The organism is Streptomyces sp. NPDC048057 (assembly GCF_040653095.1).
Classification (GTDB): domain Bacteria; phylum Actinomycetota; class Actinomycetes; order Streptomycetales; family Streptomycetaceae; genus Streptomyces.
Window position 1 is genome coordinate 163,007 of sequence record NZ_JBEZNF010000004.1, and the last position, 19,510, is coordinate 182,516.

Genomic DNA, 19,510 nt, shown 5'->3' on the forward strand with positions numbered 1-19,510 from the left:
GCAGGGAGGAACCGTCGTCGTGAGCAGCAGGCCATCCCGAGGCGCTGCTCGCCTCGCAGCCATACTCGACGCGCTCCCCGACGGGCTCGTGCTGGTGAATTGCAACGGCACGGTCGTCAACGCCAACACCATTGCGCTCGAACTCTTCGAGGCGCCGGGCACCGCCCTGGTCGGGCGCGGGCTGCTGGATCTGCTGCCCGCGTTCGACTCCAGGCTCATCCCCGGGTCGATGCGCCGCCCGGAGGCGGCCGGCCCGCGCGGTCGTACGAAGCCGACGCGGATGACGGCGCGGCGCACGGACGGCAGCGAGTTCCCGGCGGAGGTGACCAGCGCCAGCCTGGAGGACGGGCGGGAGGCGTACGACGCGCAACACTCGCTCTACACCGGCGACGAACTGCTGATGCTGGTGGTGCGGGACCTGTCGGGGACGGTGGACACCGAGGCGGAGCTGGCGCGTTCGCAGCGACAGACCGAGATGATCCTGCGGGCTGCGGCCGAGGGCGTCGTCGGTACGGACACCGAGGGGCGGGTCGTCCTGGTCAATCCGGCCGCGGCGCAGATCCTCGGATTCCGCGCCAGCGACCTCGGCGGGCAGGAGCTGCATCCGCTGGTGCTGCACTCGCGCGAGGACGGCAAGCCGTTCCCGTACAACGAGTCGCCGCTGGCGGACACGCTCAGGTCGGGGCGCAAGCACCGGGTCCGCGGGCAGGTGCTGTGGGCGAAGAACGGTTCGCGGGTGCCGGTCGACCTGACGACCTCGCCGGTGCGGGACGGGGACCAACTCGTCGGCGCGGTGATGACGTTCACCGACCGCCGGCCGGTCGAGAAGCTGGTCGAGCAGCACGCGGCCGAGCTGACGGGGACGACGGAGCGGCTGACGACCGAGCTGGAGCAGGCGCGGGAGCAGCACGCGGCCGAACTCGCCGACAAGGCCGAGCGCTACACCGTCGAGATCGAGGGGCGCGACGAGCGGTTCCTCGCGCTCGCGGGGCGGCAGGATCAGCTCACGGCGGTGCTCGGGGACGCGTTGCGCGGGCCCTTGGAGGAGCTGCGGGCCGAGCTCGGCACCCTGGCGGCCGATCCGGCCGGGCAGTTGTGGCCCGAGGCGAACCAGATCCTGCACCACCTGGCCGCCGGCTACTCCCGGATGACGACGCTGATCGACAACGTCCTCGGCTTCCAGCGGCTGGACGCCGGCGCGGAGCCGTTGGCCAAGTCGAAGGCGCTGCTCGACGCGGTCGTGACGGCCGGTGTCGAGGGTGCGGTGGAGCTGATCGGGCCGGGGCGGGTGCAGTTCGCGGTGCACGCGCCGCCGATCGAGGCCGAGGTGGACGCGGGTCGGCTGGCGACCGCGCTGGCGCATCTGATCGCGGACGTCGCCGGGGTCGACTCGACGGGGAAGACCCGTCAGGTGGCGGCTCCCGAGACGGGTCCCGGTGGTGCGGCGACCGGTGTTGACGGTGGCGGCACCGGCGGTGGCGGTGCGGCGTACGTGGACTCGACGGTCGTGGTCGCGGCGGCGCAGCGCGGTGAGGTCGTACGGCTTGAGGTGCGCGGGCCCTTCCCCGGCGGCGATCCGGTGCACCAGCCGATCGTGCGCGGGATCGTGGCGGCGCACGGCGGAGTGGTGCAGACGCACGAGGTGCCGGGGATGAGCGGCAGTGCGTACGTGGTGGAGGTGCCGCTCGGCGAGGGCGCGGGGGCCGTGGCCGCTGCTGCGCCGGCGACCGGGCGGGAGCTGGAGCTGCCGGCGGCGCAGGAGGCCGGGCGGGAAGCCGGGCAGGAGGCCGATCGGAACGCCGGGCAGAAGCCTCGACAGGCCGTTCAGCCGGAAGCCCGACCGGAGCCTCGGCAGGGCGGTCAGCCGGGTGGCGAGGGGCGCGCGCTGGCGCTGCCGGAGCAGGCGTCGGGGGATCCGGCGTCCGGCGGCGGGCGCCGGAGGGCCCGTCGGGGATCGACGGACGCGTTCTTGGCGAGCCCGATGGAGGCGGAGCCGGCGGCTGCTGAGGGCGGCGACGGCGGTCCCGAGGGCGGGACCGGGCGTCGGCGCGGGCGGCCGAGCCCGGCGGAAGGCAAGGTTCCGGCCGAAGGTGCCGTGGTGTCGGCCGCCGAAGGCGCGGCGCAGGGTGGACGGCCCGCGCTCGGTCAGGCGGTCCCGCCGCAGGGTGTACCGGCCGGGCCCGCTACGGGTGCTGGTGCTGGTGCTGGTGCTGGTGGGAATCGGCGGGCGCGGCACGGCGGGATTGCGGAGCTGCCGGCCGGGCCGGGCGGGGGCCGGGCTCCCGTACCGCCGCAGGGTGCTGCACCGCAGCCCGTGCCTCCGCAGGTGCCGGTGCCCCCGCAGGCTCCGGTGCCGCCGCAAGGGCCCGTGCCTCCGCAGGGTGTCGCGCCGCAGGCTCCCGTGCCCCCGCAAGGTGTCGCGCCGCAGCCCGTACCGCCGCGGGGTCCGGTGCCGGCGCCCGTACCCGCGCAGGCGCAGGCTCCCGTACCGGCCGAGGCCGTCGCGGGGCGGCGGGCCCGTCGGGCGCTCGCGCCCGCGCCCGCGCCTGCCGAGGGACCGGCGCCGCAGGCCGTGGCGCGTGCCCCGTTCGCGCTGCCCGCCGGTGACGCCGCGCAGCACGAGACCGCGCGCACCGGACCGGGCGCCGACGAGTTCACGCCGCCGCAGCCGCACCCCGTGGTGCCGCCCGGGCCGACGGGACGTCGTCGGGCGCGCCGGGAGATCGAAGGCCAGGGGGCTCAGGCAGTTCAGGAGGGCCAGGAGGCGGAGAGCGCGGCAGCGACCTCACCGCCGGCACCTGCGGCACAGCAAGCTCAGACGCCCCAGCCCGCGCAGGAGCCTCAGGCCGCTGACGCACGCTCCCTTGAGCGGGGGCCGCGGTCCCTCGCCCAGCCGTTGCCGGCCGAGGCTCCGATGCCGGCCGATGCCTCGCAGGGACGGGCGTTCAGCGTACGGACCCTGGGGCAGGGCGTCCCGTTCACGCCGAACCAGAACACAAACCAGAACCAGGCGCAGGCGCAGGGACAGGCACAGGCACAGGGCCAGGGACAGGGGCCGGCACAGGGCCAGGTGCAGGCGGCCTCCTCCGGCTCCGGGCGCCGGCGCAAGCTGTCCACCCCGCCGGCCGCGGACCGCCCCGAGCCGTCGGCGACGGCACCGGCGCCCGCACCGGCCGCCCCGCCGCAGCCGAGCGGCCACACCCAGTCCGCGCTCCGGCTCCCCGCTCCCGGGGAGGGCGAGCGGGAGGAGCAGGGTCGGGCGTACGCCATAGGCGCCCCCGACGAGGGCGCCGCCGAGGGCCCCGAGCCGTTGGACGGCCCGGGCGGCGCAGTCGAGGTCACCAACCGGCCGCACCCCCAGCCCGTCGACGACGAGTTGCCGCCCGAGCCGTTGGACAACCCGCGCCGGCTGCTGGTCTGGCCCGCGCCGGACGTCTCCACCCAGCAGGCGCTCAGCGATCGCGGCTACCGCCCGGTCGTCGTGCACTCGCGCGAGGAGGTCGACGCGCAGATCGCCGCCTTCCCCGCGGCGCTGTTCGTCGACCCGCTCACCGGGCCGATCACCCGCACCGCGCTCCAGTCGCTGCGCCAGGCGGCCGTGGCGGCGGAGGTTCCGGTGCTGGTCACGGCCGGTCTGGGGCAGGCGACCCGGGAGGCCGCGTACGGCGCCGACCCCGCGGTCCTGCTGAAGGCGCTCGCCCCGCGCGACAGCGAGCAGCACCCCTCGCGCGTGCTGCTGATCGAGGAGCACGAGGAGATCGCGCTGGCGCTGACGGAGGCGCTGGAGCGCCGCGGCCTCCAGGTCGCGCGCGCCGCCGCGGACGCGGACGCGGTCTCGCTCGCGGCGCAGATGCGGCCGAATCTCGTCGTGATGGACCTGATGCAGGTGCGCCGGCGCCGCGCCGGGATCATCGACTGGCTGCGGGCGAACGGGCAGCTGAACCGTACGCCGCTGGTCGTCTACACGTCCGCCGGGCTCAACCGCGCCGAGCTGCCGCGGCTGTCGTCCGGGGAGACCGTGCTCTTCCTCGCCGAGCGGTCGACGAGCGCGGAGGTCCAGTCGCGGATCGTGGACCTGCTCGCCAAGATCGGTACGAACTAGATCGCTACGGACTGGATCAGCAGATCAGTACGGACTGGATCGGCATGGACCAGCGGAACGAGTACGGGAAAGGGGTCCGGGGCGCTCGTTCACCCCGGACCCCTTCACGTACCGCAGCCCGCTTCACGTACCGCGAACCTCTTCACGTACCGCGAACCTCTTCACTCACCGCGGGCTCTTCGCTCACCGGCCGTCGCTACAGCTCGGTCACGTCCAGCTCGCCGTCCGCGTACTGCCGACGGATCGCCCGCTTGTCGTACTTGCCGATGTTCGTCTTCGGCACCTCCGGCACCAGCACCCACCGCTCCGGCAGTTGCCACGACGCGATGCTCTCGCCGAGGAACGCCCGCAGCGCCGCGTAGTCCGCGCTCGCGCCCTCCTTGAGGACGACGGTCGCCAGCGGGCGCTCGCCCCACTTCTGGTCCGGTACGGCCACCACCGCCGCCTCGACGACGTCGGGGTGCGCCATCAGGGCGTTCTCCAGCGCGATGCTGGAGATCCACTCGCCGCCCGACTTGATGACGTCCTTCACCCGGTCGGTGAGGGTGAGGTAGCCGTCGGCGCTGATCACGCCGACGTCACCGGTCTTCAGCCAGCCGTCCTCGCTGAACTTGTCCGCCGGCCGGACGGGCTCGGCGCCGACGCCGCCGAAGTACGCGGCGGCGATCCACGGCCCGCGCACCTCCAGCTCGCCCGCGGACTCGCCGTCCCAGGGCAGCACGTCCCCGCCGGGCCCGACGACCCTGGCTTCGACGCCGGCCGGGAAGCGGCCCTGGGTGACGCGGTACGGCCACTCCTCCTCGGGCGTCAGCCCGGCCGGCGGGTGGGCCATCGTGCCGAGCGGCGAGGTCTCCGTCATGCCCCAGGCGTGGCAGAGCCGTACGCCGAGCTTGTCGTACGCCTCCATCAGCGCGGGCGGACAGGACGAGCCGCCGATGGTGACCATCCGCATGGAGGTCAGGTCGCGCGGGTTCGCGGTCACCTCGGCGAGCAGGCCGTGCCAGATGGTGGGGACGGCGGCGGCGTGGGTCGGCCGCACCTTCTCGATCATCTCGGCGAGGGGAGCGGGCTGGAGGAAACGGTCCGGCATGAGCATGTGCACACCGGTCAGGAACGCGGTGTGCGGTATGCCCCACGCGTTGACGTGGAACTGCGGCACCACGACGAGGGTGATGTCCCGGTCCGTCAGCCCCATCGACTCGCTCATGCTGACCTGCATGGAGTGCAGATAGACGGAGCGGTGGGAGAAGACCACGCCCTTGGGGTCGCCGGTGGTGCCGGAGGTGTAGCACATGGCGGCGGCGGTGCGTTCGTCCAGCTCGGGCCAGTCGTAGGTGGTCGGGCGGCCGGCGATGAGGTCCTCGTACTCGTGCACCTGCGCGCGGGAGTCGACGCCGTCGAGCAGGCTGCGGTCGCCGGGGCCGGAGACGACGACGTGCTCGACCGTGGGCAGGTGCGGGAGGAGGGGCGCGAGCAGCGGCAGCAGGGAGCCGTTGACGATGACGACGCTGTCGGCGGCGTGGTTCACGATCCACACCAACTGCTCGGCGGGGAGGCGGAGGTTGAGCGTGTGCAGCACGGCGCCCATGGACGGGATCGCCAGATACGCCTCGACGTGCTCGGCGTTGTTCCACATGAGGGTGGCAATGCGCTGGTCTGCGTCGATGCCCAGCTCGTCGCGGAGCGCGTTCGCGAGCTGCGTCGCGCGCTCGCCGACCTCGCGGAAGCTGCGGCGGTGCGGCTCGGCTTCGCCGGTCCACGTGATGACCTGGGACTTTCCGTGGATCTTCATCCCGTGTTCAAGGATGCGGGTCACGGTCAGCGGTACGTCCTGCATGGTGCTCAGCACGGCGTCCTCCTGGTGGGCGCTGGCGCGCTACATGGCAGTACGCGCTACATGGCAGTAAGGGTGTGCAGATTCTGCATGTGCACCCCGGGATGCCACCACCCCTAGGGAAGCGCAATCGCTTCGTGTCGCACGTGCCGGTCGTGGCCGACCTGGCTGGTCGGGCACTGGTCGGGCACCGGTCGCGGCCGATCGGGACGTCCACGCGCTGGTCGTGTCAGCAGTACGCAGGAGGGTCGTGCCTGCCGTACGGGCCAGGGTCGTGCCTGTCATACGGGCTTCGGTCAGCGGGCGGGGGTCAGCGGACCGGGGTCAACTCCGGGTCCTCGCGCAGCTTGCCGAGCGCGCGGGACACGGCGCTCTTGACCGTGCCCACCGAGACCCCGAGCACCTCGGCGGTCTGGGCCTCGCTCAGGTCTTCGTAGTACCGCAGCACGACCATGGCGCGCTGGCGGTCCGGCAGCTTCATCACGGCGCGCCACATCGCGTCGTGCAGCACCTGCTGCTCCGCGGGGTCGGGCGTGGGCGAGGTCTCGCGCTCGGGCAGCTCGTCACAGGCGAACTCGTCCACCTTGCGCTTGCGCCACTGCGACGTGCGGGTGTTGAGCAGGGCGCGGCGGACGTAGCCGTCGAGGGCGCGGTGGTCCTCGATGCGCTCCCATGCGACGTACGTCTTGGTCAGCGCCGTCTGGAGCAGGTCCTCCGCGTCACTCGGGTTCGCCGTGAGGGAGCGGGCGGTGCGCAGCAGCACCGGCCCCCGTGCCTGTACGTACGACGAGAACGACGAGTAACGCGTGGAGCGCGTGGAACGGGCGTAGGTCGCATACCGTGTGTCGGCTCCGTACGACGGAGGCACCGACCGGGCGGCCTTCGAAGCGCTTGTGCAGACTGGCGTGGTCATAGCCTCCAACGTAGGAGCGGAGGCTGCTCCCGCGGATCGGCCAGAGGTCCCGAAGGCATCTCCCCCTCAGGTTGTAGTGGTGGCACCAGCCCCACCTCCTGAAGGTGGAGACGACCCTCAGGAGCGATGACGCCGCACTCAGGGGGAGGAGCGGGCAGCCCTACGGAACGGGTGCCCCGCATGCCGTTCCGTAACCGCGACCCGGGCACGGATCTGTCCTGGACCGATCGAGGCGCGACCCGGACCGGAGCCGAAACCGAGCGGGATCCGGGCCGAATCGGCGCCGGTACGGGGTCGATAAGGGGGCGGATCCGGGGGAGATCGGGCCAGAACGGGCGGGACCACCCGGCGTGGACGAGGGAGCTGCGAGGGTCGGCGGGCCGCGGCGGAGGGCGGTGCGGTCCCTGCCGACGGGGTGCCCGCCGGACGTACGACCAGGGTGGAGATCCCGTACGACTCCAGGTGGACACCGCCCTCGGGGATCCCGGGGTCGCCGTACTTCGGTACGGGGGCCGCGGCGGGCGGGTTCGGGGCTGAGGGCGGGGCCGCAGTGGGCACGGTCCGAGCGGGGCCGAGGACGGGTGCGGGGGCGTGGGGCACCTCGCCGGGGCCGGTCATCGGTCCGCTCCCAGGATCAGGCCCGACGTGGGGACGCCCGTGCCCGCGGTCACCAGGGTGTGCGCCGCGCCCGCCGCCTGGTTCACGGAGGTGCCGCGGATCTGCCGGACCGCCTCCGCTATGCCGTTCATCCCGTGGAGATACGCCTCGCCGAGTTGCCCGCCGTGGGTGTTCAGCGGTAGGGCGTCCGCCGCGACGAAGTCGGCGCCCTCCCCCGGCCCGCAGAAGCCGAACTCCTCCAGCTGCATCAGCACGAACGGCGTGAAGTGGTCGTAGATGATGCCGACGTCCATGTCCCGGGGGCCGAGCCCCGAGGTGCGCCACAGCTGGCGGGCGACCACGGCCGTCTCGGGCAGCCCGGTCAGGTCGTCACGGTAGAAGCTGGTCATCTGCTCCTGCGCCCGCCCGGCGCCCTGCGCCGCCGCGACGACCACGGCCGGTGGACGGCGCAGGTCGCGGGCGCGCTCCCGGCTGGTGACGACCAGCGCCTGGCCGCCGTCGGTCTCCTGGCAGCAGTCCAGCAGCCGCAGCGGCTCCACGATCCACCGCGACGCGGCGTGCTCGGCGAGCGTGATCGGCTTGCCGTGGAAGTACGCGGCGGGGTTACGGGCCGCGTGCCGGCGGTCGGTGACGGCGACGTGGCCGAAAGCCTCCGGGGTGAGGCCGTACGCATGGAGGTAGCGCTGGGCGGCCATGGCGACCCAGGAGGCCGGGGTGAGCAGGCCGGACGGCAGGTTCCACCCGAGGGCCGCGCCCTCCGCCGAGGGCTCCCGCTGCTGCACGCCCGCACCGAAGCGGCGGCCGGACCGTTCGTTGAAGGCGCGGTAGCAGACGACGACCTCGGCGATGCCGGCGGCGACGGCGAGGGCGGCCTGGAGGACGGTGGCGCAGGCCGCGCCGCCGCCGTAGTGGACGCGGGAGAAGAAGGACAGTTCGCCGATGCCGGCCGCCTGGGCGACGGTGATCTCCGGGCTGGTGTCCATGGTGAAGGTGACGAGCCCGTCGACGTCGGCGGGGGCGAGGCCGGCGTCGTCCAGCGCCGCGCGCACCGCCTCGACGGCCAGCTTCAGCTCGCTGCGGCCCGAGTCCTTGGAGAACTCGGTGGCCCCGATGCCGACGACGGCCGCCCGCCCGCCGAGACCGTCCTTGGTGCGCGGACTCATCGGATGCCCTCCGTTTCGCTCGGGGGATGGCTGGCGGTCGGGCTCGGGTCGGCAAGGCTCGACGCGGTCGGGGTGAGGTCGGTCAGGCTCGGGTCGGTCGGGGTGGGGAGGGTGACCGTGACCGTGCCGGTGACGTGGGTGCCGATGCCGTTGGCACCGGTGATCCGTATCTCCGCCACGCTGCCGCCGGCTCCGGTGCCACCTCCGTCGCCTCCGCGGATCGAGGTCACGGTGCCGCGCAGCACCATGGTGTCCCCGGGGTAGTTGGGCGCGCCGAGGCGGATGGCGACCTTGCGGAGCACGGCCCGGGGCCCGACGCGGTCGGTGACGTACCTCCCGACCAGGCCGTTCGTCGTCAGGATGTTCATGAAGATGTCCGGGGAGCCCTTCTGCCGCGCCAACTCCGCGTCGTGGTGCACGTCCTGGTAGTCCCGCGAGGCGATCGCGCCGGAGACGATCAGGGTGCGGGTGACGGGGATCTCCAGCGGGGCCAGCTCGTCCCCGGGACGCAGGGGCACGGGGCCGAGGTCCGGGCTGAGGTCCACGCCGGGGTGCGGGGCGTCGTGTGAGTCGTCGGCGTCCGGTGGCGTCGTGGTCATGCGGCTTCCTCCTCCCGTGCGAGCAGGGCACCCAGCTCCGCCAGGACCTCGCTGCCGCAGCCCACATACGCGTCCAGCTGTCGTCCCCACAGGAAGTGCCGATGGACGGGGTGGTCCAGATCGGCGCCGAGTCCGCCGTGCAGGTGCTGGCCCGTGTGCACCACCCGCTTGCCCGCCTCGGAGGCCCACCAGGCCGCGGTGAGCGCGTGCGTGTCGTACGGCAGGCCCTCGTCGCGGCGCCAGGCGGCCTCGTACGCCGTGACCCGGATCGCCTCGGTGTCCATGTACGCGTCGGCGGCGCGCATCAGGACGGCCTGGTGGGTGGAGAGCGGGCGGCCGAACTGCTCGCGCACCGCGGTGTGCTCCACCGCGCGGGCGAGGGAGCCGGCGCAGACTCCGGCCTGGAGGCCGGCGAAGGCGACCCGCGCGGTGGCGAGGACGTCCCCGTACGCAGAAGGAGCCGTGTGCGGGCTCGGCACGGCGGGGGTCGCCTGGCCGGAGCGCGGGGGCGGATCCGGGGCGGCGCCGAGCCGTTCCGCGGGAGTCGCCTCCAGGACGAGTCGGCCGGCCGCCCACGGCGCCGTGGTCTCCACGTCCTCGACGGCCCGCGCGTCCGCGACCCGTACCCACCACAGGGCTTGCTCCACGTCCGCGACCAGGACGTCCGTGGCGTCGCGCAACCAAGGGACCCAGGGGACGGTGCCCGTGAGCCGGCCCGGGTCCGAACTCCGCACCGCGCAGGCACCCGCGGTCAGGGCGCCCGTCGCGATCCGGGTGCCGTCGCGCAGCCCGGGGAGCAGGCGGACGCGCTGGTCGTCCGTGCCGTGTGCGGCGACGGGCAGCAGACCGTACGCCGTGGTCACGGCCAGGGGCGTCTGGGCGGTCCGGCGCCCCTGCTCCTCCAGCAGCAGCACCAGGCCGAGCAGCCCGACGTCCTCGGCCGCGGCCGTCAGCCCGGATGCGCACAGGGCCCGCCACAGCTCCGGATCGCTCCCGCTGCCGAGGCGGGAGAGCCGCTCGGGGGTGGCGAGGTCGCCGAAGACCGTGGCCGCGAGGTCGCGCGCGGCGGACTGCGCTTCGGTGGGGGTGAAGTCCACGTCAGCTCCCCATCGACTCGGTTGCTGCCGCGGCCGGCTCCCCGACGACCCGGAAGACGGGCACGTCCGTGGCGTCGCGCGAGCCGCCCGCACGAACGGAGCTGCCGCCGCGCGCCGCGTCCCCTGGGTCCTCGTCGAACCGGTGGAACTCCAGCTCCACGGGCATCCCGATGCGCACCCGGTCGTACGGCACCCCGGTCAGCCCGGCGACGATCCGCACGCCCTCCGTCAGCTCGACCAGCCCGACGGCATAGGGCGGGTCGAAGGCCGGGAACGGGGGGTGGTGCATCACGACGTACGAGAAGACGGTGCCCGTGCCGGCGGCGGGAACCGTGTCCCAGGCGTCCGAACCGCAGGCGTTGCACCCCGGCAGCCAGGGGAAGCGGAGCCGCGCGCAGGCCGTACAGCGCTGGATCAGCAACTGGTGCGCGGACACGCCCTCCCAGAAGCCGGCATTGTCGCGGTTGACGACCGGGCGGGGGCGGCGGGCCGCAACCGGGCCTCGGGGCGGGGCGGCCCCCGGGGTGGTGCCCTGTGGTCGGCGGTTCGCGGGGGCGTACTTCAGGATGCGGAAGCGGTGCGTGCCGGCCAGCTCGCCGTCGGCGCGTACGTCCATGCGGGTCGTGATGAAGTGGCCCGTGCCCAGGGCGGTCCGCTTGCGCGGGGACACGGACTCGATCACCGCGTCGAAGGTGATCTGCTGCCCGGGGCGCAGCGGGAGCAGGTACTCCTGCTCGCAGTCGGTGGCGACGACCGAGCCGTATCCGGCGGATTCGAGCAGCGCGAACATCTCGTCGTGGGCGCTGTCGTGGCCCAGGTCCTCATCGAGGACCAGATCCAGGTCCTGGCCCCGATCCACGTCCTGGCCCTGAGGACGGCTGTGTCCGGACAGTCCGCCCATCGTCCACGCCTGGAGCATCGTGGGCGGGGCGACGGCGTGCGGGCCGCGGTACGCCGGGTTGGTGTCGCCCATCGCCTCGCACCAGTGCCTGATCATCGGCTCGTTGACCAGGTCCTTGCCGACGCCGCCGATGACGGCGGGTCGGCCCTCGAACTCCTTCAACTGCGGATAGACGTCAACGGCGTCAACGGCGTCAACGGCGTCGGCGGGGTCGGCGGGGTCGGCGGGCGCGGTGAAGTTGGCGGGGTCTCCCGCCGGCGCCGATCCCGAAGTCACGGTCGTCCCTTGCGTCGTCATCGGCTCCCCCTCTTCATGCTCTTCATGCCGAGTCGCATCGTTGCCACGATCTCTCGCTGCACCTCGCTCACGCCTCCCCCAAAGGTGTTGATCTGCGCCGCCCGGTTCCCCCTTTCGAGCTCCCCCGGTCCCAGCGCTCCCGGCGAACCGGCGCGGATCAGGCCCTCGTCGCCCGCGATCTCCTGGCAGATGCGGTACACCTCCACCGCGGACTCGGTGCCGGCGAACTTCACGCCGCTGGCGTCGCCAGGCGCCAGCCGCCCGGCGCCCACGTCCCCCACCAACCGCCAGTTCAGCAGGCGGGTCGCCGCGAGTCGTGCGTGTGCTTCGGCGGCCCGGAGCCGGACCCACGGCTCGTCGACGCGCCGGCTGCCGGTGACGGGGTCGGGCCGGCGGGCCCGGGCGAGCGCGGACGCGAAGAAGTCCTCGGCCTGCATGCCGATGGCGGCGAGGGCGACGCGTTCGTGGTTGAGCTGGTTGGTGATCAACCGCCAGCCGTCGTTCTCCGCGCCGACGAGGTTGGCGGCGGGGACGCGCACGCCGTCGTAGTACGTGGCAGTCGTGGTCAGCCCGCCCACGGTGTGGATCGGCGTCCAGGAGAATCCCGGGTCGTCGGTGGGCACGAGGACGATGGAGATGCCCCGGTGCTTGGGGGCGTCGGGGTCCGTGCGGCAGGCGAGCCAGATCCAGTCGGCGTTCTGGGCGTTGCTGGTGAAGACCTTCTGGCCGTCGATGACCCAGGAGCCCTGGGCTCCGGAGCCCTCCTCCCTGGCATCGGCCGGGCCGGAATCGCCCTCGGACCCCTCGGATCCGTCGCCCGGCACCCGTACCGCGCGGGTGCGGAGCGCCGCGAGGTCTGTCCCGGCCTCCGGCTCGCTGTAGCCGATCGCGAAGACGAGTTCGCCGCGCAGGATGCGGGGCAGGAAGAAGGACTTCTGTTCCGTGGTGCCGTACTGCATCAGGGTCGGGCCGACGGTGTTCAGGGTCACCATCGAGACGGGCGCGCCGGCCCGGTACGCCTCGTCGAAGAAGACGAACTGCTCGTCGGGGCCGCGGCCCTGGCCCCCGTACTCGACGGGCCAACCGAGCCCGAGCAGTCCGTCGTCCCCGATGCGGCGCAGCAGGGCGCGCTGCTGCGCCGCGTCGGTCGCGGGCGGGGTCCCGTCAGGCATCAGGTCCCGGAAGTAGGAACGGAGTTCGGCGCGCAGCTGTCGCTGACGCTCGGTCGGGGCGAGGTGCACGGCGGCGGCCTCCCGGGCGCGGGGAAGGGCGTGGATGCGCTGATGCGTGAACGTGCGGATGCGTAGGGTGCGTGGGCACGGGTGTGGATGCTCCGGGTCGTCCGGATTTCGGGTTTCTGACTGTCCGTCAGAAATGGATTGCTGTCAAGGTCATCGCCGCACGCACGAAACCGCCTGTGCGACGGCGCCGAAGCGCCGCCGCACAGGCGGCTGCTCACCCCTTGCTCACACCCCCATCGGGCCGGCCCCTACCACCACAGATGCGTGAAGTTCACCGCCACGTTGTCCTGGTCGATGGCGGTGAAGGCCGAACCGTTCACGCTCGCGGTGTTGTTCTGGTTGGCGGCTCCGGGTCCGCTGGCCACCTGCTGGGTGGTGGTGGAGTTGCCCAGGTTGTCGCCGACGACGCCGCTGCCGATGATCGAGCCCACGGCCGCATTGGATCCGTCGCCCGCCAAGGCGCCGTTGTCGGCCGCGGCAACGCCCGTGAAGAGGGCGGCCGTCAGGGGCAGGGCGGCGACGGCGGCGAGAACGCGGGCGGTACGGACGCTTGCCATGTCATTTCCTCCAAGAATCACAAAAGATCGATCAGCAGGAGCACGTGCCGACGGGCCACTGCTGTGCTGTGCACTGCTGCGGAGCCCGAGCTCCGCTCAACATCCCGGGCGGTTGGCCGACCGCTCCGGATCTGAACACGACGTCGCGCAGTCAGAGTTGCCCAGCGATCCTCTGGCGAACCACCCGCCCCGGAGCGATTCGCCCTCAAGCGTGAGGACAAGCAGATAAACCCCCTTCACTCCCGCAAAACCGCAGACCGGGACGTCCAACCATCGATGCCGCAGTACGGAACCCGGCCAACTCATGGGGTGAACCGTTTCGGCACCGTTTTGGCCAACATGGCACCCTTCCTTTCTTCGAACACTCGTACGAAACTGAAGCATGGCCATCACCGATCGGCAGACCGTCACCCTCGCCCTGGCCCACGCCCTCTCCGCCGCGGAGCGCGGGCTCCCCGTCATCCCGCTGTCCGCCTCCAAGCTCCCGGCCCTGCGCTCGCCGCACCGCAAGGACGCCCTGCCGAACCGGTGCCGCGGCGAGTGCGGGTTCCCGGGACACGGCGTCCACGACGCCACCACGGACCCGGCGGCCGTACGGGCGCTCTTCGCCGCGGCGCCCTGGGCCACGGGGTACGGCATCGCCTGCGGCCGGCCCCCGCACCATCTGATCGGCATCGACCTGGACGTCTTCGGAGCGAACGGGTCCGGTGACAGCGCCGCCGGCACGGGCCGCGGTGCCGACCGCGCCCTGGCCGATTCCTTGTCATCGCTCCGGGACCTCGCCCTGCGGCACCTCTTCACGATCCCCGAGACGGTCACCGTCCTGACCCCGAGCGGCGGCCGACACCTCTGGCTGACCGGCCCCGCCGACGTCGTCGTCCCCAACTCCGCGAGCCGGCTCGCGCCCGGCATCGACGTACGCGGAGCTGGGGGTTACCTGGTCGGCCCCGGCTCGGTCACCGCCCAGGGGACGTATCGACTCGCGCCTGGGAGCGCCCGATTCTCACCTGCCCCCTGCCCCCGCGCTCTTCTGCACCTTGTCGCGCCCCCCGCGCGCCCTCACCACCCCACCCGCACCTCCCACGGCACCGCTCACGACCCCGGTCGCGCCCAGGGCCTCGTCCACTTCGTCCTCGCCGCGCAGGAGGGGCAGCGCAACACCCGGCTCTTCTGGGCCGCTTGCCGTGCGTACGAGAACGGCTTCGGGGACGCGCTCGCCGACGCCCTCACCGACGCGGCCGTCCGCGCGGGCCTCACCGAACGCGAAGCCCGCGCGACGATCGCCTCCGCGCGCCGCATGACCGGCACCTGACCGCACCTCGTCCGCAGCACGGCCGTGATCGCCGGTAGGACCATCAGAACAGTCAGCGGCATCGGGTGCTGCTCCGCCATCAGCCCAGGTAGACCCGCTAGTGCCGACACTCCCATGGCACTCTCCTGTGGATGAGTGGTGGTGGCGACGGCTTCTCGACCGCGGTCTGTCCACAACCCTCCGACGCGTCGTCAGTTTCCCTCTAGGCTGAAGAAGCACCCGGAAATTCGAGAAGCTCAGCACACCGGGTGCCGGACCGCAGCAGCGGAGGGGGATGGGGAATCCATGGCCGGAGATCGCCCGCCGAAGGACGACGGACCCAAGCGCTACCCGGAGTTGGAAGAGCTGGCCGCCTGGTTCAGTCAGGCCATCGCGGACGCCGGCTACCCCAGTCCGAACGCGGTCGTGCGCGCCGAGATCGCCCACAAGAACGTCGTGTACGGCATCCACGGTGCCGCCCGGTTCCTCAAGTTGGACGTCGTGCGCGCCCTCGCGGTCGCCCTCGGCCGCGACCCCGCCGAGGTCGAGCCCCTGTGGACCCGCGCGAAGGAGGCCGTGGACCGCGCCGCCGCGGACCGCCTCGCGGACCGGGCCCCGCACCTCACCTCCTGGTCGCAGCTCCCCCTGCCCGACCTCGCCCTGCGCAATCTGGTGGAGGCCCAGAGCAAGGCGGTGGAGCGCCTTCCGTACGATCGGCTCGCGGTGGAGGAGCCGCCGATGTCCGCGGTGTACGTCCGCCCGCGGATCCGCGCCTCCGCCCGCGCCGGCGAGGGCCACGCCCCGCGTGACGTGCGGACCGCCGGCGACGGCGCCCGGCGCTCCACGGACTCCGCGCGGGATGAGGGCCCGGCGCTCGATGCGGTGCTGCCCGTCCCCGACGCCCTCGCCCGCCACGACCACCTGTTGATCACGGGCGAGCCCGGCGCCGGCAAGTCGACCCTCTCCAGCCATCTCGCCTGGACGCTGTCGCGGATCTGGCTCCGCCAGGACACCAGCCTCGAAGCGCCGGTGCCCGAGCCCGTCATCCCGCTGCGTATCGCCGCCCGCACCCTCGTCGACCAGGGCGGGTCGTGGAGCGCGGTGCTGTGCCAGGCGACCCGGCGCACCCTCGGCCGCAGCCTGGTCGCCGATCCGGACCCGGCCTTGTTCGCCGGCCGGGTGCAGGGCGTGCGCTGGCTGGTCATGGTGGACGGCCTGGACGAAATCGCGGACCACGACGCGCGCACGGGAGTGATCCGTACGATCGCCCAACACGCGCGCGCGGGCAGCGACTACCGCTTCGTGGTGACCACCCGCCCCCTGCCCGAGTCCGAACTCGCCCCGCTGCGCACGCCGCTCGTCGGCGCGTACGGGATGGAGCCCTTCCGGGACGCCGAGTTGCGGGACTTCGCCGGCAAGTGGTTCGCGGCGCAGTACGACGGGGACAAGGAGCGGGCCCGCGCCGCCGCCGACCGGTTCCTCAAGGAGACCCGGGACGGCCGCCTCCAGGAGCTCGTCCGCAATCCGCTGCTCGCCACCATCGCCGCGGTGAACGCCACGGTCGACCGCTCGCGCCCGCTGCCCACCAGTCGGCTCAGCCTCTACCAGCGCTTCTGCGAACACTTGTTGACCCGCGGCGAGAGCGCGGCGGCGGTCCGCGCCGAGCTGAACCGGCGCCATCGCGACGACCCCGAGCGGCGCGCCTTCCACCTCTGGCTGGAGGGGGAGAAGCAGGAAGTGCTGGGCGTCCTCGGCCGGTGCCGCACGGAGGGCGAGGGTTCCCTGGCAAAGGCGGCGCTGCGCTGGGTGCGGGAGCACGCGGCCGGGCGACCGCTGCCCGCGGGCTGGGAGTCCGAGATCCGGGAGTTCCTCCAGGGCACGGGGCTGCTGGTGCCCGCGGACGACGACTACCGCTTCCTGCACCACTCGTTCGCGGAGTTCATGGCCGCGCAGTCGTACGCCCTGGAGATCCCGCCGGAGTTCCCGGACGTCGAGGACTGGATCCGGCGGGCCTACAAGGACGACGAGCAGACGTTCGTGATGTTCGTGTTCTGCATGTGGTCCGAGCGCCCCGAGTGCGCGGGGGGCCGCATCACGGGCGAGTTGCTGGCCGGTACGCGCGGCGGGCACGAGCGGTCGTTGCTCGCCGGACTCCTGCTGGCGGAGGGCGTGTCCCTGGGGGAGGCGGAGGAGTCCCTGGTCCTGGACCGGCTCGAAGCGGTCGCGCGCAACGCCGACGTGGACGACAGCGAGGAGGCGCTGGAGGTCCTCGGGGGCCTCGGCGGCCGGCCGAGCGTCCTGGAGCGGCTGGCGCGCATGGCGTCGTCGGAGCCGCTCGGCCCGATGCTGCGGCTGTACGCGGTCGAGGGGTACAGCCAGGCCGGGGAGGCGGAGGAGGCCGAGCGGCTGCTCGGCCCCGTGCTGGGGTGGATCTACGGGGCCGTGCCGCGGGCCGCCGAGGTGGCCTGCTCGATCGGGGACGGCGCGCGCGAGGCGGTGCGCCGGCGCGCCTGGGCCCTCGCGCACGGGCCGGAGTCGAACGTGTTCCTGCGGGCCCGGTCCGCCGTGGCGCTGGAGCGGCTGGGCCAGCCCGAGGAGGCGGCGACCCTGGCGCGTGAGGTGCTGACGGACCCGTTCGCCGGCTCGCCCCAGCTCAAGGAAGCCGCGGAAGCCTGGACGCAGGCGATCCCGGCGGAGGCGGCGATCGTGGCGCAGCTGGCGCAGCAGCGCCCCGCCGTGGACCAGCAGGGCCGGGCCACCGTCGCGAAGGTCTTGGAGGAGGCCGGCGAGTCGGAGGCGGCGGCGCTCCTCGCCGGCGAGGTGCTGCGCTCGGGCACCCCCGACTCGACGGCGCTCACGTCCGCGGCCAGGACCTGGGTCAAGGTGCGGGGCGCGGACGCGGTGGCGACGGTGCTGGAGGCGGTCGCCGGCAGCAGCGCCGACCAGGGGCACGACTTGGACACCCCGGCCGCGCTGCTCTCGTCGATCGCCGTCTTCGCGGCGGAGTCGCAGATCGCCGACTGGGCCAAGGACACCCTGACCGACCACCGTTGGGGCACGTTCGAGGGCGGCGCCGTCGTGTCCACCTGGCTGGCGTCCGGCGGCCCGGCGGTGGTCGACGAGGTCATGACGAGGATCGACCGCGGCCGGCTCCTTGAGGGGTACTCACGGGCGGAGACGGCGGAGGTGCTGCTCGACGCGGGCGCCCGTGCGGAGGCGGGCGAGTTGGCCGAGTGCGCGCTGCGCACGCCCAATCTGTCCCACAAGCGCTACCAACAGTCGGTGGACGTCCTGCTGCAGGTGGCGGGCGAGGGCGCGGCCGAGCAGTTGCGGACGATCTGGGACGAGTGCCCCGGCCTGGCGATCAACAGCGCCTGGTTGCACGGCGTCCTGGACGCCTTCGCCGGCTACGAGGAGGAGGCGCCGCAACTCTCCGCCGCGGCCTGCCACTTCGCCAGGGAGCTGATCGACCTCGGCACGGTGCAGAGCACGGACGTGCTGCTGGCCCTGGAGACCCTGGGCGAGTTGGAAGGGCGTACGTCCATCCCGTACGTCGTCGAGACGGCGAAGGAGCACAGCGAACTCACCTGGCAACACCTCTGCGACATCGCCCAGGGGTTGGCGGCGCTGGGTGAGCGCGCCGCGGCGCTGGAGCTGTGGCGGCACGCGATCGGGATGCCGTATCCGCCGCAGCAGTCGGAGCTGCGGCTGCTGATGGACATCGAGCGGGCGGAGGCGGTGGCCGAAGCGGTGGGGTGGATGCGGGAGCTGATCGCGGACCCGAGTACGTATGCCCCGCGGCGGTTGCGGCTGCGGCAGTTGTCGGCGTGGTTGACCGCGGCGGACGCGGAAGCCGGGGCGGACGTGGCCGAAGCGCCGGGTGCACCCGATGCACCGGACATACCTGGTGCGCAGGACGTGCTGGCCGCGCCGGTGCCGGACGGGGTCAGGGGAGGTCGGTCAGTTCCGGCTCCTCGCCGGTGAGGTGGGTGACGTCCAGGATCGAGAAGTCGGCGCCCTGCGGGTCGGTGAGCGAGGCGTAGCGCCCGAAGGGGCTGTCCACCGGCCCGTAGCGGAGCACGGCACCGAGCCCGGTCGCCCGGGCCACGGCCTCGTCGCACCCGGAGACGCTGAAGTACACGTTGACGTACGGGGGCACCTCGGGCGGGAAGTCGTCCGTCATCTTCATCCGCCCCAGGACGGGCTCGCCCTCGACGTGGTAGATCCGGAAGTCCACGTTCGGGTCGTCCATCTGCTGGGACGTGTAGCCGAAGACGGCGGGGAAGAAGGCGTCCGCCCGCGCCGGCTCACGGGTGAAGACCTCGGCCCAGCAGAACGCGCCGGGCTGTTCTTTCGTCGCCTCGAAGCCCTCGTGCACCCCGGCCTGCCACACGCCGAAGACGACGCCGTCGGGATCGCTGGCGATGCACAGCACCCCCAGGTCGTCGACCTGCGTCGGCTCCAGCAGCACCCGGCCGCCGTGGCGCTGCACCTCGGCCGCGGTGGCGGCGACGTCGGACGAGGCCAGGTACAGGCACCAGCGCGAGGTGCCCTCCTCGCCGGGCATCGGCGGGACGACGGCGGCGACCGCCTTCCCGTCCGCATAAGCCTGCGCGTACGCGCCCTGATCCGACGGCATCTCCCCGAAAGTCCAGCCGAGAACGGCGCCGTAGAACTTCTTCGCCCCCTCGACGTCCGCGAACATCGCGTCGGCCCAGACAGGAGTTCCCTGGGGTTTCACGGTCATGGCTGTGCCGCCTCCCGATCGTTGGCGCCGTCCGGTGCCTCCGCTTTCACGCTAGTCACTCACGGCGCAGAACGCCCGCCGAATCCGAACTCTTATTCGAATAAAGCGCGTGCCGACCCAGAACCCGCCCTCGCACCGCTCCGTTCCCCG

The 19,510-nt window shown here is 73.1% G+C and carries 12 protein-coding genes; 3 read left to right on the forward strand and 9 right to left on the reverse strand.

Annotated elements, in window-relative coordinates; all coding sequences use genetic code 11:
• Positions 1–19 precede the first annotated feature (19 nt).
• Positions 20–4,102 carry a PAS domain-containing protein gene (locus AB0E05_RS06105; protein ID WP_361959509.1) on the forward strand — a complete coding sequence of 1,361 codons (4,083 nt, stop codon included), beginning with the start codon at positions 20–22 and terminating at the stop codon, positions 4,100–4,102.
• A gap of 196 nt (positions 4,103–4,298) precedes the next feature.
• Here the strand turns inward: AB0E05_RS06105 and AB0E05_RS06110 are convergent, their stop codons facing one another.
• The 8 genes from AB0E05_RS06110 to AB0E05_RS06145 form a co-directional block, all read right to left on the reverse strand.
• The gene (locus AB0E05_RS06110; RefSeq protein WP_361959512.1) at positions 4,299–5,951 is read right to left on the reverse strand and encodes a long-chain fatty acid--CoA ligase; all 1,653 of its coding nucleotides are present in this window, start codon (positions 5,949–5,951) and stop codon (positions 4,299–4,301) included.
• Between the two features lie 295 nt (positions 5,952–6,246).
• Entirely contained in the window at positions 6,247–6,849 is a 603-nt protein-coding gene (locus AB0E05_RS06115; protein ID WP_361959515.1) for a SigE family RNA polymerase sigma factor, read from the reverse strand.
• Between the two features lie 614 nt (positions 6,850–7,463).
• Complete coding sequence (locus AB0E05_RS06120; RefSeq protein WP_361959522.1) at positions 7,464–8,630, reverse strand: lipid-transfer protein; 1,167 nt, start codon at positions 8,628–8,630, stop codon at positions 7,464–7,466.
• Complete coding sequence (locus tag AB0E05_RS06125; RefSeq protein ID WP_361959898.1) at positions 8,627–9,142, reverse strand: MaoC/PaaZ C-terminal domain-containing protein; 516 nt, start codon at positions 9,140–9,142, stop codon at positions 8,627–8,629. The genes AB0E05_RS06120 and AB0E05_RS06125 overlap by 4 nt, the downstream gene beginning before the upstream one ends.
• Before the next feature lie 83 nt (positions 9,143–9,225).
• The gene (locus tag AB0E05_RS06130) at positions 9,226–10,326 is read right to left on the reverse strand and encodes an acyl-CoA dehydrogenase family protein (protein WP_361959525.1); all 1,101 of its coding nucleotides are present in this window, start codon (positions 10,324–10,326) and stop codon (positions 9,226–9,228) included.
• A 1-nt stretch (position 10,327) separates the two neighbouring features.
• Positions 10,328–11,389, reverse strand: coding sequence for an OB-fold domain-containing protein (locus AB0E05_RS06135; protein ID WP_361959901.1), 1,062 nt, complete (start codon positions 11,387–11,389; stop codon positions 10,328–10,330).
• A gap of 131 nt (positions 11,390–11,520) precedes the next feature.
• Positions 11,521–12,765, reverse strand: a complete 1,245-nt coding sequence (locus tag AB0E05_RS06140; RefSeq protein ID WP_361959528.1) for an acyl-CoA dehydrogenase family protein — start codon at positions 12,763–12,765, stop codon at positions 11,521–11,523.
• A 248-nt stretch (positions 12,766–13,013) separates the two neighbouring features.
• Positions 13,014–13,322, reverse strand: coding sequence for a hypothetical protein (locus AB0E05_RS06145; RefSeq protein ID WP_361959531.1), 309 nt, complete (start codon positions 13,320–13,322; stop codon positions 13,014–13,016).
• Positions 13,323–13,704: 382 nt separating this feature from the next.
• On the opposite strand from AB0E05_RS06145, the gene AB0E05_RS06150 reads away from it, so the two are divergent.
• Both AB0E05_RS06150 and AB0E05_RS06155 read left to right on the forward strand, forming a co-directional pair.
• Complete coding sequence (locus AB0E05_RS06150) at positions 13,705–14,634, forward strand: bifunctional DNA primase/polymerase (protein ID WP_361959534.1); 930 nt, start codon at positions 13,705–13,707, stop codon at positions 14,632–14,634.
• Between the two features lie 285 nt (positions 14,635–14,919).
• A complete protein-coding gene (locus AB0E05_RS06155) occupies positions 14,920–18,597 on the forward strand; it encodes a hypothetical protein (RefSeq protein WP_361959537.1) in 3,678 nt (1,225 codons plus the stop codon).
• Here the strand turns inward: AB0E05_RS06155 and AB0E05_RS06160 are convergent.
• Positions 18,560–19,360, reverse strand: coding sequence for a VOC family protein (locus tag AB0E05_RS06160; protein ID WP_361959540.1), 801 nt, complete (start codon positions 19,358–19,360; stop codon positions 18,560–18,562). The genes AB0E05_RS06155 and AB0E05_RS06160 overlap by 38 nt on opposite strands.
• Between the last annotated feature and the right edge of the window lie 150 nt (positions 19,361–19,510).